This is a genomic window from Bradyrhizobium diazoefficiens USDA 110, from assembly GCF_000011365.1.
In the GTDB taxonomy this organism is placed as follows: domain Bacteria; phylum Pseudomonadota; class Alphaproteobacteria; order Rhizobiales; family Xanthobacteraceae; genus Bradyrhizobium; species Bradyrhizobium diazoefficiens.
In genome coordinates, this window is record NC_004463.1 from 5,675,051 (window position 1) to 5,693,880 (window position 18,830).

The window sequence follows — 18,830 nt, forward strand, 5'->3', positions numbered from 1 at the left end:
ATCCAGTCGTTCTGCAGAGGCACCCTGGATTGCCTCGCGGAGCCTGTCATCGCGCCGCGCTTTGCGCGGCCGGTGGCTCGCAATGACGGCGCGAGCATTCCGCGTTCTGCATGGCTGCCATCTCGGCCGCGGGCCACCGGCAGACATCCGCTCAACCCTCGGTTGCCCGATCCGGAATGTATGTTACCGTGCACTTACCGGAACGGCATTTCCGTCCCGGATTTGGGAAGGACATGGTCATGAGATTGTCATCAAGCCTTGTCGTGCCTTCAACTGTCGCTGTCTTGTCAACCGTCCTGGTGTGCGGTCCCGCCGCGTCGCAGATCCCGACCGGCTCCGCCGCCACACTTCCCCCCGTCACGGTCGATGCACCGAAGCAATTGACGAAGCCACCGGCGCCGCAGCGGGCGGCAAACACCGGGGCATCATCGCGCCGGACTGCGTCAACCGTTCAAACGTCATCGTCAACCGCACGGACGCCTTCGTATGCACCGGGTTCAGTGATGGGGAGGCCAGCCTGGAGAAAGTCGCCAGCAGCTGCAACGGGGGCTGTGCATCAAGTTTCCCACACGGCAAGGAGCCCTGGATTGGCTGTAGCGAGTCGGGCGGCAACATAGATTATGGACCTTTCTCGCCAACGTGCCGAGACACCATCACCCATACGTCCTACGAGAATTGCGTCGAGACGAAGGTGTTCCTGGGCGAGAATCGAAACAGAGCCCACTGGTTCTGCAGCAGCCTGGCCGCCGGCAACAGGTTTAAGGTCGCAGAACTCAAGCGGTCGGGGCGTCCGCGCTAGTCCCGTCCGCTTGAACTCAGCCCCGGATGTCGGCCCGCGCTTGCCGCGGGTCGCCACGTTGAAGCCGTCCGATTCCAACGTTGGCGCCAGCAGTCGGCGCCAACGGCCGTCTCCATCACGAGTTCGTCCTGCCGACCAGGGACGCCAACAGGCGGCCGGCAGCTGCCAGATCTGCCGTCTCCAGGCCTTCCGTGAATTGCTCGAACACGGGCCTTAACAGCCCGCAGGCATCGTCAGGTTGCCCTCGACCCGCCAACAGCGCAGCCAGATCGATTGCGGTGCGTAACTCCCAGGCGGGCGCGCCTTGGCGACGGCTCAATTCGAGCGACTGCTTGAACCAGCGTTCCGCATCGTCAACCCGGGTCGGCATAGCCAGGACGGCGCATCCCCTGACACGCAACGCTTCTGGCATGAAGAAGAGATCTCCATTCTCCTCGGCCCGGCTGATCGTGTCGTCGACCAATCTTATGGCTTCGCCGACCTGTTCGATTGCGAGGAGCCCTTGCGCCAGGAGAATGTTGAACTCCGTGTTGCGCACCTCGTAGTGCATCGCGTGGCAGTGCTTCAGGCAACCGCGAAGTGTGTCGACGCCGCCCCTTGCATCGCCACGACGGATCGCGAGGATGCCTTTGTACCCGTAGCCAACATGAAGATAGGGGCCCAGGGAATGGGACCGGGCATGCGCCACCAGGCGGTCAGCATGTGCTTCGGCGCTTGCGAGATCGCCGTTCCAGACGAATACGTCCGGAGCCCAGGCAAGAGCGACAGCAAGCGATGCGGGATTGGTGCTGGATTCCGCGTCTTTGATTGTCTCGCGCGCGCGGACCGCGGCCTTGGTGGGATGCCCCTGCACCCATAGGCCCCGCGCAAGGCCGAGGCCAACCAGGATACGGTCATCGAACCCAAGATAGGCCCGCTGGGCGTGCGACCAATGCTGGAGCGCAGCCTCGAGCTCCGACCGGGCGCTGCCGTGCTCACCGATGAAGTGGAGCGCCCTGCCCACGGCCGATTGGGCCAGGGCCATCGCGTGAGGGTCCTCGGCGGCCCCGGCAACCGTCCGCGCGCGCCTTGCATGATCCAGCGCAGTCTTGAATTCGCCGTCGCGCGTGCAGAACATCGACAGCGTGCCGAGAATTCCAACTTGGCTGAGCACGTTGCCGCCTGCCTCCGCAATCGCGAGGCTTCGGTCCAACGCCGCACGCGCTGCGTCGCTCGGCCCGTTCATGTGCATTGACGCAACCCCGAGGTTTGCCTGGAGCTGCATCTCCTCCGGTTCGCCGCGGGTCCTGCCTTCCAGCGCGACGATTGCGTGCTGCGACCAGCGATAGCATTCGGACAACAGCGACATCGCCAAAAGGACAGGCGCTGCGGCTGCCGCCAGCTTGATCCCGATTTCGGGATCGCCGCCCTCGCCAAAACACCATTCCAACGCCGCCCGGACATTGTTGAGGTCGGCAAGGTGCGCCTCCCTTTCAGCGCCGCTCGACAACGCTGCCCATTCCCTTCCCGCCTGCTCCGACCAGCGCCGAAAGTAGTTTGCGTGGCGCACGGCCAGATCGGCAACCTCCGGATCGGTGATTTCCGTCCCGAGAATGTAAGTGCGCGTCGTATCAAGCAGCCGATAGCGCATCATGGCTCCGATCGGGCGGGTCGTAACCATCGACTTGGCAATGAGGCTGTCGATCGCGCCAAGGACGGCGGTCTGGTCGACGTTGACGCTTGTGACCACCGCGAGCATTGCGTCCAGCGTGAAATGTCCGACGAACACGGCCAGCCGGCGAAGTACCAGCCGCTCGACGCTGGAAAGCAACCGGTAGCTCCAGTCCAGCGTTGCCTGCAAAGTCTTATGACGCGGCGGCGCGGTGCGCGAACCCAGCCACAACAAGGTCAAGCGCTGGTCGAGCAGAGCCGCCGTATCGCGCAATCCATAGGCCTCGACGCGCCTTGCTGCCAGCTCTATGGCCAATGCCACGCCGTCCAGCTTCCGGCAGATACCGACCACGATTGGCGCGTCTGCATCGTCGAGATCCAACCGGGCGCCGCTCGCCGCTGCGCGTTCGACGAACAGCTGCGTAGCTGGGAACGATCGCGCAATTGCCGCCGTTGGCATCGCGTCGTCTGGCGGGCATGCCAACGGCTCCAGTCGATAGATCTGCTCCCCATCAACCTGTAGCGCTTCTCTGCTGGTCGCGAGTATGTGGACTTGCGGGGTCTCTCTGAAGACGCACGACGCGAAGGTCGCTACCGACTCGATCAGATGTTCGCAGGTGTCGAGGATCAACAGGACCCGCTTGTCCCGAAGATAGGCGATCAGGTTCGGCGTAGCGTCGTCCGATCGCACCGATAGTCCCAGCATGGATGCGACGGTACTCGTCACCAGCCGTGAATCGCTCAACATGCTCAGATCGACAAACAGCACCGCGCCCCCGAATGCCTCAATCAGGTGGTGCCCGAGCGCGGTCGCGAGCGTGGTCTTGCCGACGCCTCCGAGGCCGACCACCGTGACGAAGCGCGCCACTTCCAGTTGGGCGGCGACCCTTTGCAGATCATCTTCCCGGTCGATCAATCCTGCGGGACGGACAGGCAGGTTGGCGTTTCGAAAGCTCTCAGCGGCAGCTGATGCCGCCTCGGGCTCCCCGAGCGACCGTGAGACTGGCGCTACGAAGCAGTAGCCTCGACCGGCCACGGTCGTTATGTATCGCGCGCCGTCTTTTCCGTCGCCGAGCATCTTGCGCAGGCTGGCCATTTGACCGCGCAGGCTGCCCTCTTCGACCGTGACGTTGGGCCAGACCAGCGACAGAAGGTCTTTCTTGCTGATGACTTCATTCGGCGTGGAGACAAGAGCGGTCAAAATTTCGTAGGCGCGTGCGCCCAAGTCGACGGGAACTCCGTCTTTGGTGAGCAACCGTTCGCTTGCAGTCAGGCGAAACGGCCCGAACGACAGGACTTCCTTGCCGTGCGTCGTCATTGGAACCGTCGCATTGTGCCCATGCTCCGGACCACATTTTAGGCCAAGGTCCCGCGTCAGGCCAACGGTCGGGAAATTGCCGTGCAGTCCTCACACTACCAAGGGGAAGGACTGACGCCCCCTAACAACATTTCACAACGCATGACGGGCCATTCGCGACGGTTGGGCTTAGCTTGTTCGCCATCGGATAGGACGGCGCACGACAATGTCGAGCACAAGCCCATGAACAAAACCATCTTGCACGATCCCTTGGCGGCTCTGTTCTCGCCGGCGGCGCACCCGAGGGACGTTCCGGTTCCCGAGCTCCGCCCGGCCGATGTGGAGATGGCGCGGGTCCTCAAGACCGCGCCAATTCGTATGGCCTCCGATCCGTTGGGCGGCGCCATCGCCCATTGGAAACATGGCGCGCTACATGACGTCGTTGAACCCATGGCCAATCATGTCGTCATGACTTACCCGTGCGGCGTGCAGCGACTTGAGCGGCGCGCCGGCAAGTCGGTCGCGATCGGAACGGCCCGTTCCGGCGTGGTGACGATCATTCCGGCAGGCTCAAGCGCCCGATGGGACATTGCCGGGGACATCAATGTCGTTCAGCTCTACCTCCCCCACACGACGCTCGATCGTGTTGCCCGGGAAGCCCGCGCGGCTGCACCTGGCGACCTCATGGAGCGAACGGGGCATCCCGATCCCATCACATCCCGCCTGCTGCTGAGTGCAGCGGATGCACTGGACGGCAATGCGGCCCTGGATGCCTTGTTCAGACATCAACTGACAGATCTCCTGGCCACCCGCATCTTGGCCGCGCACGTCGGTTCGCCTACCGCGATCCAGGCACTGATCGGCGGGCTGTCGCCAACAGCCCTCCGCCGCGCGATCGATCGCCTGCGCTCGGAGAGCGATTCCGATGTCTCTCTCGCGATGCTTGCTTCGGATGCCGGCCTGTCACGCTTCCATTTCTGTCGTGCCTTCAAGGAAAGCACAGGGCTCTCGCCGCATGCCTGGCTCCGCCAGTACCGACTCGAGCAAGCCATGAACATGCTGCGCGATACTGACGATTCGGTCGTCTCGATCGCAGCGGCGCTCGGGTACGCCTCCCAAACCGCCTTTGCCGCGGCGTTCAGAAAACTCGCCGGCGTGACACCGAGCGACTGGCGGCGACGTCTCCGTTAAGCAGCAATCGCCCTGCAGGCGCTGCAATCGGCTGCGCAGCTACAGCTCATTTCCGTGAGATCCTGCGACATCCGCATCCCCCCAAACCGCCGCTCACGAGTCCCCGCCCCGGCTACGCCGTCCGCAGCACCGGCGGCTGCGACGGCCGGATCAGCGCGAACGCCACCTGCACGATGCCGCCGGCAAGACCGAGCGCGACGCCGATGCGCCAGGCCATGGTGTAGGAGCCGAGCGCGTCGTAGAGCACCCCTCCGCCGTAGGCGCCGAGGAAGCTGCCGATCTGGTGGCTCATGAAGGCGAGGCCCTGGATCATCGCCTGCCAGCGCAGGCCGAACATCTCGGCGACCGCGCCTGCCACCAGCGGCCCTACACCCATCCACAGGAAGCCCATGATGGCGCCGAACAGCAGCGTCGAGAACGACGTCGCCGGCAGCATGAAGTACCAGGCGAGCGCCAGCGAGCGCAGGATGTAGATGCCCCCTAACAGCGCGAGCTTATTCCAGCGCTGGCCGGCCCAGCCGAAGAACAGCGAGCCCAGCACGTTGAAGCCGCCGATCATGCCGAGCGTCTGCGCGCTCAGCATCGGATCGAGGCCGCAGATCGCGAGGTAGGACGGCAGGTGCGTCGTGAGAAACACGAGCTGCATGCCGCAGACGAGATAGGCGCAGGTCATCACCGCGAAGGAGGCGTTGCCGAACGCGGCCGTCGCCACCGATGCGGCCGTGGCGTCGCCGATATCGTCGGCGGCCGGCTTCGGCAGCGGGACCTTGTCGACACGCCCCGCATACCAGGCCGCAGGGATCATCAGCACCGACATGATGACGAAGCCGGCGAGCCCGATGCGCCAGCCAAAGCCTTCGTTGAGCAACTGCCCGATCGGCGCGGACAGCAGCGCGCCGAGCGAGCCCGCGCCGGAGACGATGCCGAGCACGGTGGACCGGACGGTCTCGGGCACAGCGCGCGCGGCCACCGACATCGCGATCGCCGCCGCGGTGCAGGCGAGCGAGGTGCCGATCAGCACGCCGGCGCCGATCATGATGCTGACGAGCCCGCCCGCGGTCGCCATCAGAATGAGGCCTGCGATGTACATCAGCGAGCCGACGATCATGATCGGGCGGAAGCCGTAGCGCACCGTCATCGCGCCGGCGAGCGGCTGGAGAAAGCCCCAGGCGAGGTTCTGCACGGCGAGCGCCAGCGTGAAATCCGAGATCGAAATGTGGATGTCGTGAGTCAGCGGCTGCATGAAGATGCCGAGGCTCTGCCGCAACCCCATGCTCAGAGTCAGCATGATCGAGGCGCCGATCAGGATGGGCAATGTCGGCCGCAGGACCTGCAACAGGGGCATGTTTCTTCTCCCTCGTGGGCGCGGCGCGAGCGCCGACGTCTGCAATATCAGTTGATTTTGATTACACAGACCTGTGTACTTAGGCTATGAAAAGGTGCACGCTGTCAAGCGAACAGGACGCGCGCTGCTGCATGGCTCCCCCGACGACCCCACAGACGATGAAGGAGCGGATCCTCGAGACCGCCGACAAGCTGTTCTATCTGCAAGGCATTCGCGCCATCGGCGTCGACACCATCGCGGCCGAGATCGGCATCTCCAAGCGCACGCTGTACAACCACTTCCCCTCCAAGGACGCGCTGATCGCGGCTTACCTCGAGCGCCGTTTCGTAGCTCCGCGCCCCTCCGACAAGCCGCCGGCCGAGCAGATCCTCGCCACCTTCGATTCGCTGGAGCGCCGTTTTGCGGCGAAGGATTTTCGCGGCTGCCCGTTCGTGAATGCGGTGGCCGAGCTCGGCCCAAAGGACCGCGCGGTGAGGAAGATCGCGGTCGCCTTCAAGGAAAGCCGCCGCGTCTGGTTTCGCGAGCGGCTCAACGAACTCGGCGTTGCGAATGCGGACGCGCTCGCCACGCAGCTCGTGCTGCTGGTCGACGGCTCGATCGCCCAGGACCTCGTCCGCGACGACCCCGCGATGGCGCGCGCCGCGAAGGAAGCGGCGAAGGTGCTGCTGCGGAATGCGGGGGTGGATGTGGGGGAGCGCAAGCGCGCGAAATAGCCGCTGTCCCCGTATCGTCAGGTGTCATCACCCGCGAAGGCGGGTGATCCAGTATTCCAGAGGCGGTTGTGATTGAACCGAGAGGCCGCGGCGTACTGGATTCCCCGCTTTCGCGGGGAATGACAGCGAAGTTTGCAGGGGCGTCGCGATCCTACCAACATACCCCTGTCTTGCCCGACGGGTCAAATGGCGCCGCTGCCAGCGCAAGCCTGTTTGCTACCCGCGTAAGCCCTTGATCCGGCTAGCGCCGGCTACTGTGCATGGGGTTGTTTTCGCGACTTTTGTGCGAGCCGCCCTCACGCCGCCTGCGACACCACCCGGTTGCGGCCGTCGTGCTTGGCGCGGTACAGCGCGGTGTCGGCGCGCTTGAGGACGTCGGTGACCGCCTCGCCCTTCTGCTCCAGCGTTGTGAGGCCGATCGAGATCGTGACCTCGATGCGCTTGGTGCCCTTGTGGATCGCGAACGGCTCGCCCGCGATCGAGCGGCGCAGGCGCTCGGCGACCATGCCGGCGACGTGGAGATCGGTCTCCGGCATCACGATGACGAACTCCTCGCCGCCATAGCGGCAGGCGAGATCAATGCCGCGGATCGACTTGCGCACGCGCACCGCGAATTCGCGCAGCACGTCGTCGCCGGCATCGTGGCCGTAATTGTCGTTGATCGACTTGAAATAGTCGATGTCCAGGATCATCAGCGCGAGCGGCTTGCCGCGGGTTGCGGCCTGCTCGGCGAGCGTCGCCAGATGGCTCTCCATGTAGCGGCGATTGTGCAGGCCGGTGAGCGTGTCGGTGATCGCCATCTCGATCGAGTTCTGCACGTTGTCGCGCAGATGATCGGTGTAGCGGCGGCGGCGGATCTGGGTGCGGGCGCGGGCCAAGAGTTCGGTCTTGTCGATTGGTCGCAGCAGATAGTCGTTGACGCCGATCTCGAGGCCGCGGAGCAGCCGCGTCGAATTCTCGGGGTCCGCGATCGCCAGGATCGGCACGTGGCGCGTGCGCTCCAGCGAGCGCGCCTGGCTGCACAGCCTGAGGCCATCGAAATTGTTGAGGTCGAGCGAGACGATCAGCAGGTCGTAATTGCCCTCGGCGGCGTGGAACAGCGCTTCGGTCGGGTTCGGCTCGACATCGACGGTGTGCTCGGCGGCGAGCAGGCTCGCCAGCCGCTCATAGGAGGACTGGCGGTCGTCGACCAGCAGGATGCGGCCGCCCTTGCCGGTGTCGGCGACCGCAGTGCGCTCCGGCGCCTGCATGCCGATCTCGAGCGAGGTGATGGCGCGCATGCGCAGCTCGTCGGTCATCATCTTCAGCCGCGTCAGCGAGCGCACGCGTGCGATCAGCACGACGTCGGAGACGGGTTTGGTCAGGAAATCGTCGGCGCCCGCTTCCAGCCCGCGGTTGCGGTCGGACGGGCTGTCGAGCGCCGTCACCATCACGACGGGGATGTGGTGCGTCGCCGGATCGGTCTTCAGACGGCGGCAGACCTCGAAGCCGTCCATGTCGGGCATCATCACGTCGAGCAGGATGATGTCGCATTCGGCGCGGCGAGAGATCGCCAGCGCCTCGGTGCCGTTCGAGGCGGTCATCACGTCGAAATATTCGGCGGAAAGCCGGGCCTCGAGGAGTTTGACGTTGGCAGGAACGTCATCGACAACCAGGATACGCGCGGACACTTTGAACTCACTTCCTATCCGATAAAACGCCGGACCGTCTCAATGAACTTGCCGACCGAAATCGGCTTGGACAAATAGGCTTCGCAGCCGCCCTCGCGGATGCGCTCTTCGTCGCCCTTCATCGCGAAGGCCGTGACCGCGACGACGGGAATGGAGCGCAACTCCGGATCGTCCTTGATCCAGCGCGTCACCTCCAGGCCCGAGACCTGCGGCAATTGGATATCCATCAGCACGAGGTCGGGCCGCATTTTCCGAACGAGATCCAGCGCCTCGTAGCCGTTGCTGGTGCCCGTGGTCTGGTAACCGTGCGCCTCCAACAGGTCGCGGAAGAGCTTCATGTTGAGCTCGTTGTCTTCCACGATCAGGACGGTCTTAGCCATCCCGTCCTCCTGATTGGCACGAAGCCCGATACATGTGACGCCTCAGGCGCCGCTCCCCGGCGCTTCGAAAACTGGATTCAAACTAGCCTCAGATTCGCTCTAGTTTCGTTAAACCCGAGGGGCCACTTTCTGCGATGTGGTTTCCAGTTGCTTGTCGGGCGTCGCAAGACTCAGGCGCGAGACTCGGGCATATTCCAAAGTAGACACTGAAAGTTAACGGAAAGGCAAACTGGGCCCTTGAAAAAGCCTGTTCACAACCCCCGCGAAGTCGCTGAAATCGTTGCGATTCAGGCATTGTCCTTTGTCGCGGGCGAGCCCGAGCGGCTGGGCCTGTTCCTGGCCGAGACAGGTGTCGGCCCGGAGACCCTTCGGAACGCCGCCTCGGACCCCAATTTCCTCCTCAGCGTACTCGATTTCGTGCTGCGCGATGACGCGACCGTGAAGGCCTTTGCCACGGCCTCGGAGCTGCATCCGACCAACGTTGCCGCGGCGCGGCAGGTGCTGGGCGACGCGCTCGGCGACCGGACCTGGGAGCGCGACGTGCCGTGACCGTCTCCGACCCGGCCGGGCCCCGCTGCTTCTGCCGGGATTGCCTGGTCGATCTGGATATGGGCGTGCGGCGCTGCTCGGCTTGCGGTTCCCCTCGCCTCGTCCGCCACCGCGCGCTCTCGAGCCTGACCATCGCCCATATCGACTGCGACGCCTTCTATGCGACAGTCGAGAAGCGCGACAATCCTGACATCGCCGACAAGCCCGTCATCATCGGCGGGGGCAAGCGCGGCGTCGTGTCGGCCGCCTGCTACATCGCACGCACCTATGGCGTGCGCTCGGCGATGCCGATGTTCAAGGCGCTCGATGCCTGCCCGCACGCGATCGTGATCCGTCCCGACATGGCGAAATACGTCCGCGTCGGCCGCGAGGTACGCCAGGCCATGCAGGCGCTGACGCCGCTGGTCGAGCCGCTCTCGATCGACGAGGCCTTCCTCGATCTCTCCGGCACCGAGCGGGTCCACGGCATGATCCCGGCCAAGGTGCTGGCGCGGTTTGCGCGCAATATCGAGCGCGACATCGGCATCAGCGTCTCGGTCGGCCTCTCCTGCAACAAGTTCCTGGCCAAGATCGCCTCCGACCTCGACAAGCCGCGCGGCTTTGCCGCACTCGATCAGGAGGAAGCGCGTTTGATGCTGGCTTCGAGGCCGGTCGGCTTCATCTTCGGCGTCGGTCCTGCGACGCAGGAACGCCTGGTGCAACGCGGCTTCCGCATCATCGCCGACCTTCAGAAGGCCGACGAGATCGAGATGATGCGGCAATTTCCGAGCGACGGCCGTCGGCTGTGGCGGCTTGCCCGCGGCATCGACGACCGCCGCGTCGAGCCCGATCGGGGCGCCAAGACGATTTCCAGCGAAACCACCTTCGAGACCGACATCCGCGATTTCGCGACGCTGGAGAAGATTCTCTGGCGCCTCTGCGAGAAGACGTCGTCGCGGCTGAAGAGCAGCGAGCTTGCCGGCTCGACCGTCACGCTGAAGCTGAAGACCGCCGACTTCCGCCAGCGCACGCGCTCGCAGTCGATCGCAGCGCCAACGCAGCTCGCCGCAAAGATCTTTTCGATCTGCCGCGAGATGCTGGCCAAGGAAATCGACGGCACCGCCTTCCGCCTGATGGGCGCCGGCGTCAGCGCGCTGCGCGAAGGCTCGCCCGCCGACGACACCGACATGCTCGACCGCCGCGCCGCCCACGCCGAGCGCGCGGTGGACAGTCTGCGCAAGAAGTTCGGCAACTCCGCCGTCATTCGTGGCATCGCGTATGATGGTCCCGAAACAGGACAGCAGGAGTGATCGAGTCCTGCTCAATTCAGTCGCGTTCGAAGATCCGCGCACCCGGATAGACGCGCCGGGCATACTGAACGACCAACTGCCGATCCTGAGTCTCCAGGAACGGAGTTCGGATCTGACAAGACCCGACGACGAGGTGCCACAGGCCGTTGAGCTTTCGAATGATGACGTTCATTTGAGCTTCCTCGCAGTGACCCGAGTGGACTCAAATTGTAAGAATCTCCCGCCGTCGCTCAATTGTACCAGCGTAAGGTCAGCGTATGAGAAGGATTGCAAGAGATATACAAAGGTATGTTGACCGTGACTCCAACGGCTTCCGGCGCCGATAGCTTCCCAAGGGCTCAAACGATCCCGCCCGCCCAGGAGCTGGCACCGTGACAGGCGAACGCGACCTCAGCGTGCTGTTGAGAAACACGAAGCCGGAGATGCAGCCCGGCGCCTTCGTGTTTTGCACGATCCCGCCCAACGAGCCCATTCCCGCAGCGGTCAACCCACTGCTGACGTTCCGCGAGCAGGAAGGAACGACGCTGGTGATCCCACGCGAAGAAGCCGTGGCATCAGGCTTACGCTACGCGTTTGCATCGCGCCTGATCACGCTGACAGTTCACTCCGCACTCGATGCGGTGGGCTTTCTGGCGGCTATCACGGCGCGACTGGCCGAAGCCGGCATCAGCGTGAATGCCGTTTCGGCCTTCCACCACGACCATCTCTTTGTGGCTGTCGACCAGGCCGATGAGGCGATGGCCGTTCTGCGGGAGATGTCCAAAGCAAGGCACTCGTAGCCCGGGTGGAGCGAAGCACAATCCGGGCTACGGGATTCACGAACACAGCGGAAGTAGGTTGTCCCGCGTCAAAGGCGCGAGTTTGACAGCTCCGGGCGTGGACGGATCGAGCCAGAGAATCTCCTCGATCTCGGCTCCCGGAGCGACCCGATGCGCAATGACGATGCGGAAAACTTCCGCATCGACCTGCCGGCCCGGCTCATTCGCGGCAGGCGCAGTGTATCGCCCGACATAGGTCATCTCGCTCGGATCGATATCGATCCCGAGCTCCTCCGACAATTCGCGCCTCAGCGCGTCCTGCGGATGCTCGCCGGTCTCGATCTTTCCTCCGGGCTGCATGAAGCTTTCGGTAGCCTTCTTCCTGACCAGCAGGACGCGCCCATCGCTCCTGCTCATCAAGGCAGCAGCGATCCGAATGGAATTCTGCAAAGTCATTCCGTCCGCACCTCAATCCGCGACCGCCACCGCCTCGATCTCGATCAGCCATTCCGGCGCGGCGAGCGCGGAGACACCGACGAGGGTGGAGGCCGGCGGCTCCATGCCTTCGAAGAAGGCGGAGCGGGCCTTGCCGATGATCGGGCGCAATTCCGGCTTGTAGTTCACCACGAAGGTCGTGATCTTGACGATGTTGGCGTAGCTCGCGCCGGCAGCCTTCAGCGCCAGGCCGAGATTCTGCATCACCTGCGTCGTCTGCGCGGCGATATCGCCCTCGCCGACGATCCGCCCCTCCTCGTCGGTCGAGACCTGGCCCGAGATGTAGATCGTCCGCGCGCCCGTGGCGGTGACGACGTGGGAATAGGCCGGATTGTGGTGCAGGCCGCTGGGGCGGAGATGGTCGAGCTTGGGCATGGAGGGGCTCCCGGAGGTTTGTGGTTGGGAGAGAGCGTAGCGGGAGAGGGAGCTGAGGGCCAGCCCGTCATTGCGAGGAGCTCTTGCGACGAAGCAATCCAGAATCGTTCCTCGGAGAGATTCTGGATTGCTTCGGTGCGCTCGCAATGACGACACCGAGTGAGAGCCGACAAACAACTCTCGCCGTCCTTCCGGGGCGGTCCGCAGGACCGAACCCGGAATCTCGAGATTCTCAGGTGCGCAATTGCGCACCATAGTTCTCGCTTCGCGAGCCCCGGAATGACGATCGACGTTCAATTACAGGGCTTGCTGTCCTTGACGTCGAACTTGCCCATCGCGCCCGAGATGACGAAATCATTGTAATCGAGCACGAGCTGGCGCGAGACGCCGTTCTCATAGAGCTCGAATGCCATTGCATAGATCGGCGTCTGCTCGCCTTCCTTCTGCTGGGCGTCGCGGTCGAAATAGCTGACGGTGACGGGCCAGCGCTTGAGCGATTTCATGTGCTCGTCCGTGGTGGACGGATCGGTCGAGGAGGCACGGTCGGCGGGGATCGGCTGGCCGATCACGGTCAGCGTGTTGTAGACTTTCTGGCCGTCGTCGGAGCCGTCATAGACGGACAGCTCGAGCAGCGACTTGCCGTCCTTGGCGGCGGCGATGATGCGCTGGATCTGCTCGGTCGGGAACACGATCTTGCCGTCGAGCGTAAAGCTCTTCGGCGCCGGCAGCTTCAGCTTGACGTTGATGTGGTCGCCGTCGCGCTCTGCCGATCCGTCGACCCGTCCGGCGTCGGCCTCGTTCATCCGCGTCTCGATCTTGAAACGGTAGCTTTTTCCCGCGGCGTCCTCCCAGGAGTTGGAGCGGAGGTCGCTGAGCGTGATCTTGCCCTCGCCGCTGTCGAGCTCGGAGACCTGGCGGAATTCGGAGGTGTAGCCCTCGCAGGAGCTTCCGGTGAAATTGTAGAGGATGCGGCCGCGCGCGCTGTTGACCGAATTGGAACGCGATTTGACGAGGCTGAGGTCATAGAGCGCCTGATGCGCGAGGAACGGACCGTTGGCGGCCAGCGCCCCGCCGCCGGGGCCACAAGCGGCCGCCGCGAGCGCCATCACACCGAGCGAAGTCCGGAAAAGGTGCATCATGTCTGTTCCTTGAAGATGCGTCCTTGGGAAGCGCAGATTCGACATTTTAATGACCGTTCCATTGCGTCGCAACTGAGGCCGTTTCACGTAAAGTTGCGGCCCTCGCCCTGAACCTCCTGCCCTGCCTCAACAAAATGCAGCCCGCCGGGGTTGCTTGCATGTGGCGGCACGATGGGCGAAACAGGGCGCGCCCGGGCCGCCGATGGGACGCGCCCGGGGTGGATGATTTTTGGACAACGAGGTCGAAGATGGCGGGCACGGTCGAGCAGAAGCTGGCGGAACAGGGCATCAAGCTGCACGAGGCGCCCACCCCCGTGGCCAACTACGTGCCGTTCGTGCGCACCGGCAATCTGCTGTTCGTCTCCGGCCAAGTCTGCTTCGATCCCGCGGGCAAGCTGATCGCCAAGGGGAAGCTGGGTGCCGGCGTCTCGATCGAAGAAGGCGCCGCGGCCGCGCGCGGCTGCGCCGTCAACCTGCTGGCCCAGGTCAAGGCGGCCCTCGGCGACCTCGACAAGGTCGTGCGCGTGGTACGCCTCGGCGGCTTCATCAATTCGGCGCCGGACTTCCTCGACGGGCCGAAGGTGCTCAATGGTGCCTCCGACCTGATGGTTGCCGCCTTCGGTGACAAGGGCCGCCATGCCCGCACCACCGTCGGCGTCGCCTCGCTGCCCGCGGATGCGGCGGTGGAGGTCGAGGGTGTGTTCGAGGTCGCCTGACGCGAATGCGCGCCCCTGATTGGCTGACAGCCCGGCCGGTCGCCCATCGCGGCCTGCACGACATTTCCCGCGGAATCGTCGAGAACATGCCGGGCGCGGTCCAGGCTGCGATCGCAGGCAATTTCTCGATCGAGGTCGACATCCAGCTCTCGGCCGACGGCGAGGCCATGGTCCATCACGACCATGCGCTCGGCCGCCTCACCGAGGCCACCGGCGAGGTGATCGAGAGGACCGCGGCGGAGCTGAGGGCGATCAGGTTCAAGGACACGGACGAGCGGATGATGTCGCTGTCCGACCTCTGCGCCATGGTTGGCGGCCGGGTGCCGCTGGTGATTGAGGTGAAGAGCCATTTTGGCGGCGACCGCAAGCTGGTGAAGCGGATGGCCGAGGTGCTGGCGTCCTATCAGGGCCCCGCGGTCGGCATGTCCTTCGATCCCGACCAGGTGCTGGCGCTGCGCGAGCTGCTGCCCTCCCGCCCGCGCGGCATCGTCGCGCAGCGGAGCTATGAAGACGAGTACTGGGCCAAGCTGACCGAGGCGCAGCGCGACAGCATGCTGTACCTGCGCCACGGCTTCCAGACCCAGCCGCATTTCGTCGCCTTCAAGGTCGACCACCTCCCGGCACCCGCCCCCTGGATCGCCCGCAATGTGTTCGGCTGCGCCCTGCTCGGCTGGACCGTCCGCACGCCCGAGCAGCGGACGCGGGTCGGGCAGTATGCGGACCAGATGATCTTTGAGGGGTTCGTGCCGTAGCCCTAGGGTCGTCCTGGCGAAAGCCAGGACCCATTACCCCAGGGAGGAGTCGTGGCCCGAAGCTGCAACTCCGAGTCATCGCCAAACCAAATTCCGTGGGTATGGGTCCTGGCTATCGCCAGGACGACTCGGGATAGATCTTTGCACAATCGCTGATACCGCGTTTGCATCTACACCTCAGTTCCCGCCCTCTTGAAGTCGCTGCTGCAATGCACGATCTTGGGCACGATGGCATCAACCGAAATCACGCTCGAGGCCGTACCGTCCATTGGCGAAGTGTCGCCCGAAGATTGGGACGCCTGCGCAAATCCCGGCAAGGCTCTTATCGAAAAGGCTTGCAACGGGCATGGCAAGGGATCCTCATCCGGGCTTCCAGGCGATTCGGCCGGTCTCTTAAAGCCTGCCTATAACCCGTTCGTCTCGCACGCGTTTCTCTCCGCCGTCGAGAAATCGGGTTCGGCCACGATCCGCACCGGATGGGGACCCCGGCATCTGATCGCCAAGATCGACGGCCGCGTTGCCGGCGTCGTGCCCTGCTATCTGAAATCGCATTCGCAGGGCGAATACGTCTTCGACCGCGGCTGGGCTGACGCCTACGAGCGGGCCGGCGGGCGCTACTATCCCAAACTCCAGGTCTCGGTTCCCTTCACCCCGGCGACCGGGCCGCGGCTGCTGGTCCGCGACGGTGTCGACCGCGAGCGCATCATGGAGGCATTGGCGAGCGGGCTGGTGGCGCTGTGCGGGGTCAGCAAGGCTTCCTCGGTGCACGTCACCTTCGCGCGGGAGGCGGAGTGGAAGCTGCTCGCCGGGCACGGCTTCCTCCAGCGCACCGACCAGCAGTTCCACTGGCACAACGAGGGTTTTGCGAGCTTCGACGACTTCCTCGCCACCCTGAACTCGCGCCACCGCAAATCGATCAAGCGCGAACGCCGCGACGCGCTCGCGTCCGGCATCACGATCCACTGGCTCACCGGAAAAGACATCACCGAGGAGGCCTGGGACGCCTTCTTCGAATTCTACATGGAGACCGGCTCGCGCAAATGGGGCCGTCCGTATCTGACGCGCGAGTTCTTCTCGCTGATCGGCGAGACCATGAGCGAGGACGTGCTGCTGGTGATGGCGCGCCGCAATGGCCGCTGGATCGCGGGCGCGATCAACTTCATCGGCTCGGACACGCTGTTCGGCCGCAACTGGGGCGCGGTCGAGCATCATCCGTTCCTGCATTTCGAGGTCTGCTACTATCAGGCGATCGATTTCGCGATCACCCGCGGCCTCACACACGTCGAGGCCGGCGCGCAAGGCGAGCACAAGATCGCGCGCGGCTACCTGCCGAAGACGACCCATTCCGCCCACTTCATTGCCGATCCGGGCCTGCGCCGCGCCATCGACGATTACCTCAAGCGCGAGCGCGCCTATGTCGCCGAGGCCGGACGGGAGTTGGCCGAGCTCGGCCCGTTCCGGAAAGGCGCCGACGAGGCGCCTTGACGGTTCGATGCGGCTGGTGACAGTAAGCGCAAAATTCCGAGGAGCCGCCGAGGAGCTGCCATGACCGCCTACGACACCAACAACATCTTCGCAAAGATCCTGCGCGGCGAGTTTCCCTGCCACAAGGTCTATGAGGACGAGCATGTCTTCGCCTTCCTCGACATCATGCCGCGGGTGCCGGGCCATACGCTGGTGATCCCGAAGGCCCCTGCCCGCAACATCCTCGACATCAAGCCCGACGACTACGCCCATGTCGCTCGCGGCGCGCACAGGATCTCCGCCGCGGCGATGAAGGCGTTCAAGGCCGACGGCATCACCGTGCAACAGTTCAACGAGCCAGCCGGCGGACAGGTGGTGTTTCACCTGCACATGCACGTCTTGCCGCGCCACGACGGGGTGGCGATGCTGCCGCCCGCGAGCCGTAAGGAAGACGTCAAGGTGCTGGAAGAGAACGCGACCAAGCTGATCGCGGCGCTGAAGGCGGGCTGACTTTCTCCACATCGTCATTCCGGGGCGCGCCTCTTGGCGCGAGCCCGGAATCCATTTCACGACGATCTCTGCGGCCCGATGGATTCCGGGCTCGACGCTTCGCATCGCCCCGGAATGACGACTACTCCGTCTGGAAATCCCCGGCTTGCGGCGCGGCCAGCGGCGTGAACTCGCAGCGGTCAGGCTTGATGTCGATCAGCGGCGTGTTGTCGAGACAATCGAGCCCGCGCACCAGAATGGCATTGCCCTCGATGCCGACCAGCTTGACGATCGAGGTGCCGATCGGGTTGGGCCTGACCGGCGAGCGCAGCGAGAACGTGCCGCGGGTCTTCTCGTTGTTCTTCGGGCTTTGCAGGATGATGTCGCGGCGCGACTTGTCGAGCCAGTAGAGCACTTCGAGATTGCTGTAGAAGTCGACGCCCTTGATGGCCGGCACGAACGGCTCGAAGATCTCGAGGCGGCAGATCGGGCCGTCGTGCCGCCCCTGCCGCGGCGTCTCCAGCCGCGACGTCCAGGGCGTGCGGATGCGGCCGATGAAGACGAGGCCGGCATCCTCTGCGGGCGGCAGCTCGATGGCGACCTCGCCCTCGCGGAGCTCGTTTTCGCGAACCATATTTCCAGTTCCTTGCTGTTCGCGAAGGTTTTAGCCCAACCACCACGTGCCGGCCAGCATGAAGACTTCGCCCGTGACAACGCCCGCGAAGATCGAACGGCGGGTCAGCAGGAAGACAACGAGGCCGGCGCCGACCGCGCCGTAGCGCAGGACATCGGGCACGCTTGCCAATGCGCCCGGCGGCTCGACCACAATCTGGGCGATAACGCCGGCCAGGATCGCGGTGGCGACCGCCCTCACCCAGACCAGCAGCTCGGAACCCTCGTCCATACCGCCGCCGAACCACAGGCCCAGCATGCGCCAGATCTGGTTGGGCACGACGCCGGCGACGAACAGGACTGCGAGCGCATGCCAGTCGCCGATGAGCTGTGCGAAACTCATGCGCGCACCTCCCGCCACCAATGCACGCCGTAGGCGATCGACCCGGCCACCACGCCGCTGACGAGGATGTCGAGGCCGGAGTTCATCTTCGCCGCCAGCGGATAGAGCAGAATCCCGAGCGCCAGCGCGACCACGTCGGCGACCTCGCGGCTGTTGCGCGCGGTCGAGAACAGGAAGGACAGCGGCGTCAGCAGCAGGATCGCGGCGCCAAGCGTCTGCGTCAGGTTGGCGGCGAGGAAATAGCCGACCGTGTTGGCGGTGAGGCACACCGAGACCAGGCCACAGCCGAGCCCGTGGACAAAGGCGATGCGCCGCTCGCGCGGCACCTGCGGCAGGAAGCGGTGGCATTCGACCCAGAGCGTCACGGCGGTGAGATGCGCGGCGAAGACCAGCTCGCGCCGTTTCGTCTTCGGCGTGCGCATCAGCGGTAGCACCGAGACCACCATCGGAAACAGGCGGATCGCGCTGACCGTCACCGCGATCGCCGATTGGATGACGGTCGCGCCCGAGCCGAGCGTCGTGATCAGGATGATCTGCGCGGGGCCTGCCCAGACGAACAGCGTCGAGCAGAGCGCCCAGAGCAGGCTGAAATGGGTGTCGTGGGCGAGCGCGCCGATGCCGAGATAGGTCACGAACAGCACGATGGTGAGGATCGTCTGCGTGATCGAGCGCAGCCCCCACGCAAAGGCGCGGCAGGGACTTTGCCATTGAGGTGAATCGAGCGGAGGAAGCGCCACGGGACGG

20 protein-coding genes are annotated in these 18,830 nt (G+C 64.6%); 9 read left to right on the plus strand and 11 right to left on the minus strand.

Features of this window, described 5'->3' with window-relative positions; genetic code table 11:
• Window positions 1-914: 914 nt before the first annotated feature.
• Window positions 915-3,767 (minus strand): ATP-binding protein, encoded by a 2,853-nt coding sequence (locus BJA_RS25790; protein WP_011087878.1) that lies wholly within the window; start codon window positions 3,765-3,767, stop codon window positions 915-917.
• 222 nt (window positions 3,768-3,989) lie between these two features.
• On the opposite strand from BJA_RS25790, the gene BJA_RS25795 reads away from it, so the two are divergent.
• Window positions 3,990-4,937: a helix-turn-helix transcriptional regulator gene (locus tag BJA_RS25795; RefSeq protein WP_028171568.1), complete on the plus strand. Its 948-nt coding sequence runs from the start codon at window positions 3,990-3,992 to the stop codon at window positions 4,935-4,937.
• Window positions 4,938-5,049: 112 nt separating this feature from the next.
• Here BJA_RS25795 and BJA_RS25800 read toward each other — a convergent pair whose 3' ends face one another.
• Window positions 5,050-6,282, minus strand: a complete 1,233-nt coding sequence (locus tag BJA_RS25800) for an MFS transporter (RefSeq protein ID WP_011087880.1) — start codon at window positions 6,280-6,282, stop codon at window positions 5,050-5,052.
• A gap of 131 nt (window positions 6,283-6,413) precedes the next feature.
• Between BJA_RS25800 and BJA_RS25805 the strand changes: the two genes are divergently transcribed.
• Window positions 6,414-6,995 (plus strand): TetR/AcrR family transcriptional regulator, encoded by a 582-nt coding sequence (locus BJA_RS25805; RefSeq protein ID WP_038966373.1) that lies wholly within the window; start codon window positions 6,414-6,416, stop codon window positions 6,993-6,995.
• 296 nt (window positions 6,996-7,291) lie between these two features.
• Here BJA_RS25805 and BJA_RS25810 read toward each other — a convergent pair whose 3' ends face one another.
• Both BJA_RS25810 and BJA_RS25815 read right to left on the minus strand, forming a co-directional pair.
• Entirely contained in the window at window positions 7,292-8,665 is a 1,374-nt protein-coding gene (locus BJA_RS25810) for a PleD family two-component system response regulator (protein WP_011087882.1), read from the minus strand.
• Window positions 8,666-8,679: 14 nt separating this feature from the next.
• Window positions 8,680-9,045 carry a response regulator gene (locus BJA_RS25815; RefSeq protein WP_007603272.1) on the minus strand — a complete coding sequence of 122 codons (366 nt, stop codon included), beginning with the start codon at window positions 9,043-9,045 and terminating at the stop codon, window positions 8,680-8,682.
• 237 nt (window positions 9,046-9,282) lie between these two features.
• Here BJA_RS25815 and BJA_RS25820 point away from each other — a divergent pair, with 237 nt between their 5' ends.
• Together BJA_RS25820 and BJA_RS25825 are read left to right on the plus strand one after the other, a co-directional pair.
• Complete coding sequence (locus BJA_RS25820; protein WP_011087883.1) at window positions 9,283-9,594, plus strand: DUF3572 domain-containing protein; 312 nt, start codon at window positions 9,283-9,285, stop codon at window positions 9,592-9,594.
• On the plus strand, window positions 9,591-10,883 hold the full coding sequence (locus BJA_RS25825; RefSeq protein ID WP_011087884.1) for a DNA polymerase IV: 1,293 nt from the start codon (window positions 9,591-9,593) through the stop codon (window positions 10,881-10,883). Before BJA_RS25820 ends, BJA_RS25825 begins: the two co-directional genes overlap by 4 nt.
• A 16-nt stretch (window positions 10,884-10,899) precedes the next feature.
• Here the strand turns inward: BJA_RS25825 and BJA_RS42405 are convergent, their stop codons facing one another.
• The gene (locus BJA_RS42405) at window positions 10,900-11,055 is read right to left on the minus strand and encodes a hypothetical protein (RefSeq protein ID WP_165448163.1); all 156 of its coding nucleotides are present in this window, start codon (window positions 11,053-11,055) and stop codon (window positions 10,900-10,902) included.
• Between the two features lie 199 nt (window positions 11,056-11,254).
• Here BJA_RS42405 and BJA_RS25830 point away from each other — a divergent pair, with 199 nt between their 5' ends.
• Window positions 11,255-11,662 carry an ACT domain-containing protein gene (locus BJA_RS25830; RefSeq protein ID WP_011087886.1) on the plus strand — a complete coding sequence of 136 codons (408 nt, stop codon included), beginning with the start codon at window positions 11,255-11,257 and terminating at the stop codon, window positions 11,660-11,662.
• Window positions 11,663-11,698: 36 nt separating this feature from the next.
• Here the strand turns inward: BJA_RS25830 and BJA_RS25835 are convergent, their stop codons facing one another.
• The 3 genes from BJA_RS25835 to BJA_RS25845 form a co-directional block, all read right to left on the minus strand.
• A complete protein-coding gene (locus tag BJA_RS25835; RefSeq protein ID WP_011087887.1) occupies window positions 11,699-12,097 on the minus strand; it encodes an NUDIX hydrolase in 399 nt (132 codons plus the stop codon).
• Between the two features lie 12 nt (window positions 12,098-12,109).
• Window positions 12,110-12,511, minus strand: coding sequence for a RidA family protein (locus tag BJA_RS25840; protein WP_028171561.1), 402 nt, complete (start codon window positions 12,509-12,511; stop codon window positions 12,110-12,112).
• A gap of 293 nt (window positions 12,512-12,804) precedes the next feature.
• The gene (locus tag BJA_RS25845) at window positions 12,805-13,650 is read right to left on the minus strand and encodes a cell envelope integrity EipB family protein (protein WP_028171560.1); all 846 of its coding nucleotides are present in this window, start codon (window positions 13,648-13,650) and stop codon (window positions 12,805-12,807) included.
• A gap of 248 nt (window positions 13,651-13,898) precedes the next feature.
• On the opposite strand from BJA_RS25845, the gene BJA_RS25850 reads away from it, so the two are divergent.
• The 4 genes from BJA_RS25850 (at window position 13,899) to BJA_RS25865 (ending at window position 17,092) form a co-directional block, all read left to right on the plus strand.
• Window positions 13,899-14,366, plus strand: coding sequence for a RidA family protein (locus tag BJA_RS25850; protein WP_008130072.1), 468 nt, complete (start codon window positions 13,899-13,901; stop codon window positions 14,364-14,366).
• Window positions 14,367-14,371: 5 nt separating this feature from the next.
• A complete protein-coding gene (locus BJA_RS25855) occupies window positions 14,372-15,118 on the plus strand; it encodes a glycerophosphodiester phosphodiesterase (protein WP_011087891.1) in 747 nt (248 codons plus the stop codon).
• Window positions 15,119-15,346: 228 nt separating this feature from the next.
• Window positions 15,347-16,603 carry a GNAT family N-acetyltransferase gene (locus BJA_RS25860; protein WP_011087892.1) on the plus strand — a complete coding sequence of 419 codons (1,257 nt, stop codon included), beginning with the start codon at window positions 15,347-15,349 and terminating at the stop codon, window positions 16,601-16,603.
• Between the two features lie 60 nt (window positions 16,604-16,663).
• On the plus strand, window positions 16,664-17,092 hold the full coding sequence (locus BJA_RS25865; protein ID WP_011087893.1) for an HIT family protein: 429 nt from the start codon (window positions 16,664-16,666) through the stop codon (window positions 17,090-17,092).
• Window positions 17,093-17,213: 121 nt separating this feature from the next.
• Here the strand turns inward: BJA_RS25865 and tsaA are convergent, their stop codons facing one another.
• The 3 genes from tsaA to BJA_RS25880 are packed head-to-tail and all read right to left on the minus strand — an operon-like array spanning window position 17,214 to window position 18,823.
• Window positions 17,214-17,705, minus strand: coding sequence for a tRNA (N6-threonylcarbamoyladenosine(37)-N6)-methyltransferase TrmO (tsaA, locus tag BJA_RS25870; protein ID WP_011087894.1), 492 nt, complete (start codon window positions 17,703-17,705; stop codon window positions 17,214-17,216).
• Between the two features lie 30 nt (window positions 17,706-17,735).
• Entirely contained in the window at window positions 17,736-18,086 is a 351-nt protein-coding gene (locus BJA_RS25875) for an AzlD domain-containing protein (RefSeq protein WP_011087895.1), read from the minus strand.
• A complete protein-coding gene (locus BJA_RS25880; protein ID WP_011087896.1) occupies window positions 18,083-18,823 on the minus strand; it encodes an AzlC family ABC transporter permease in 741 nt (246 codons plus the stop codon). The genes BJA_RS25875 and BJA_RS25880 overlap by 4 nt, the downstream gene beginning before the upstream one ends.
• Between the last annotated feature and the right edge of the window lie 7 nt (window positions 18,824-18,830).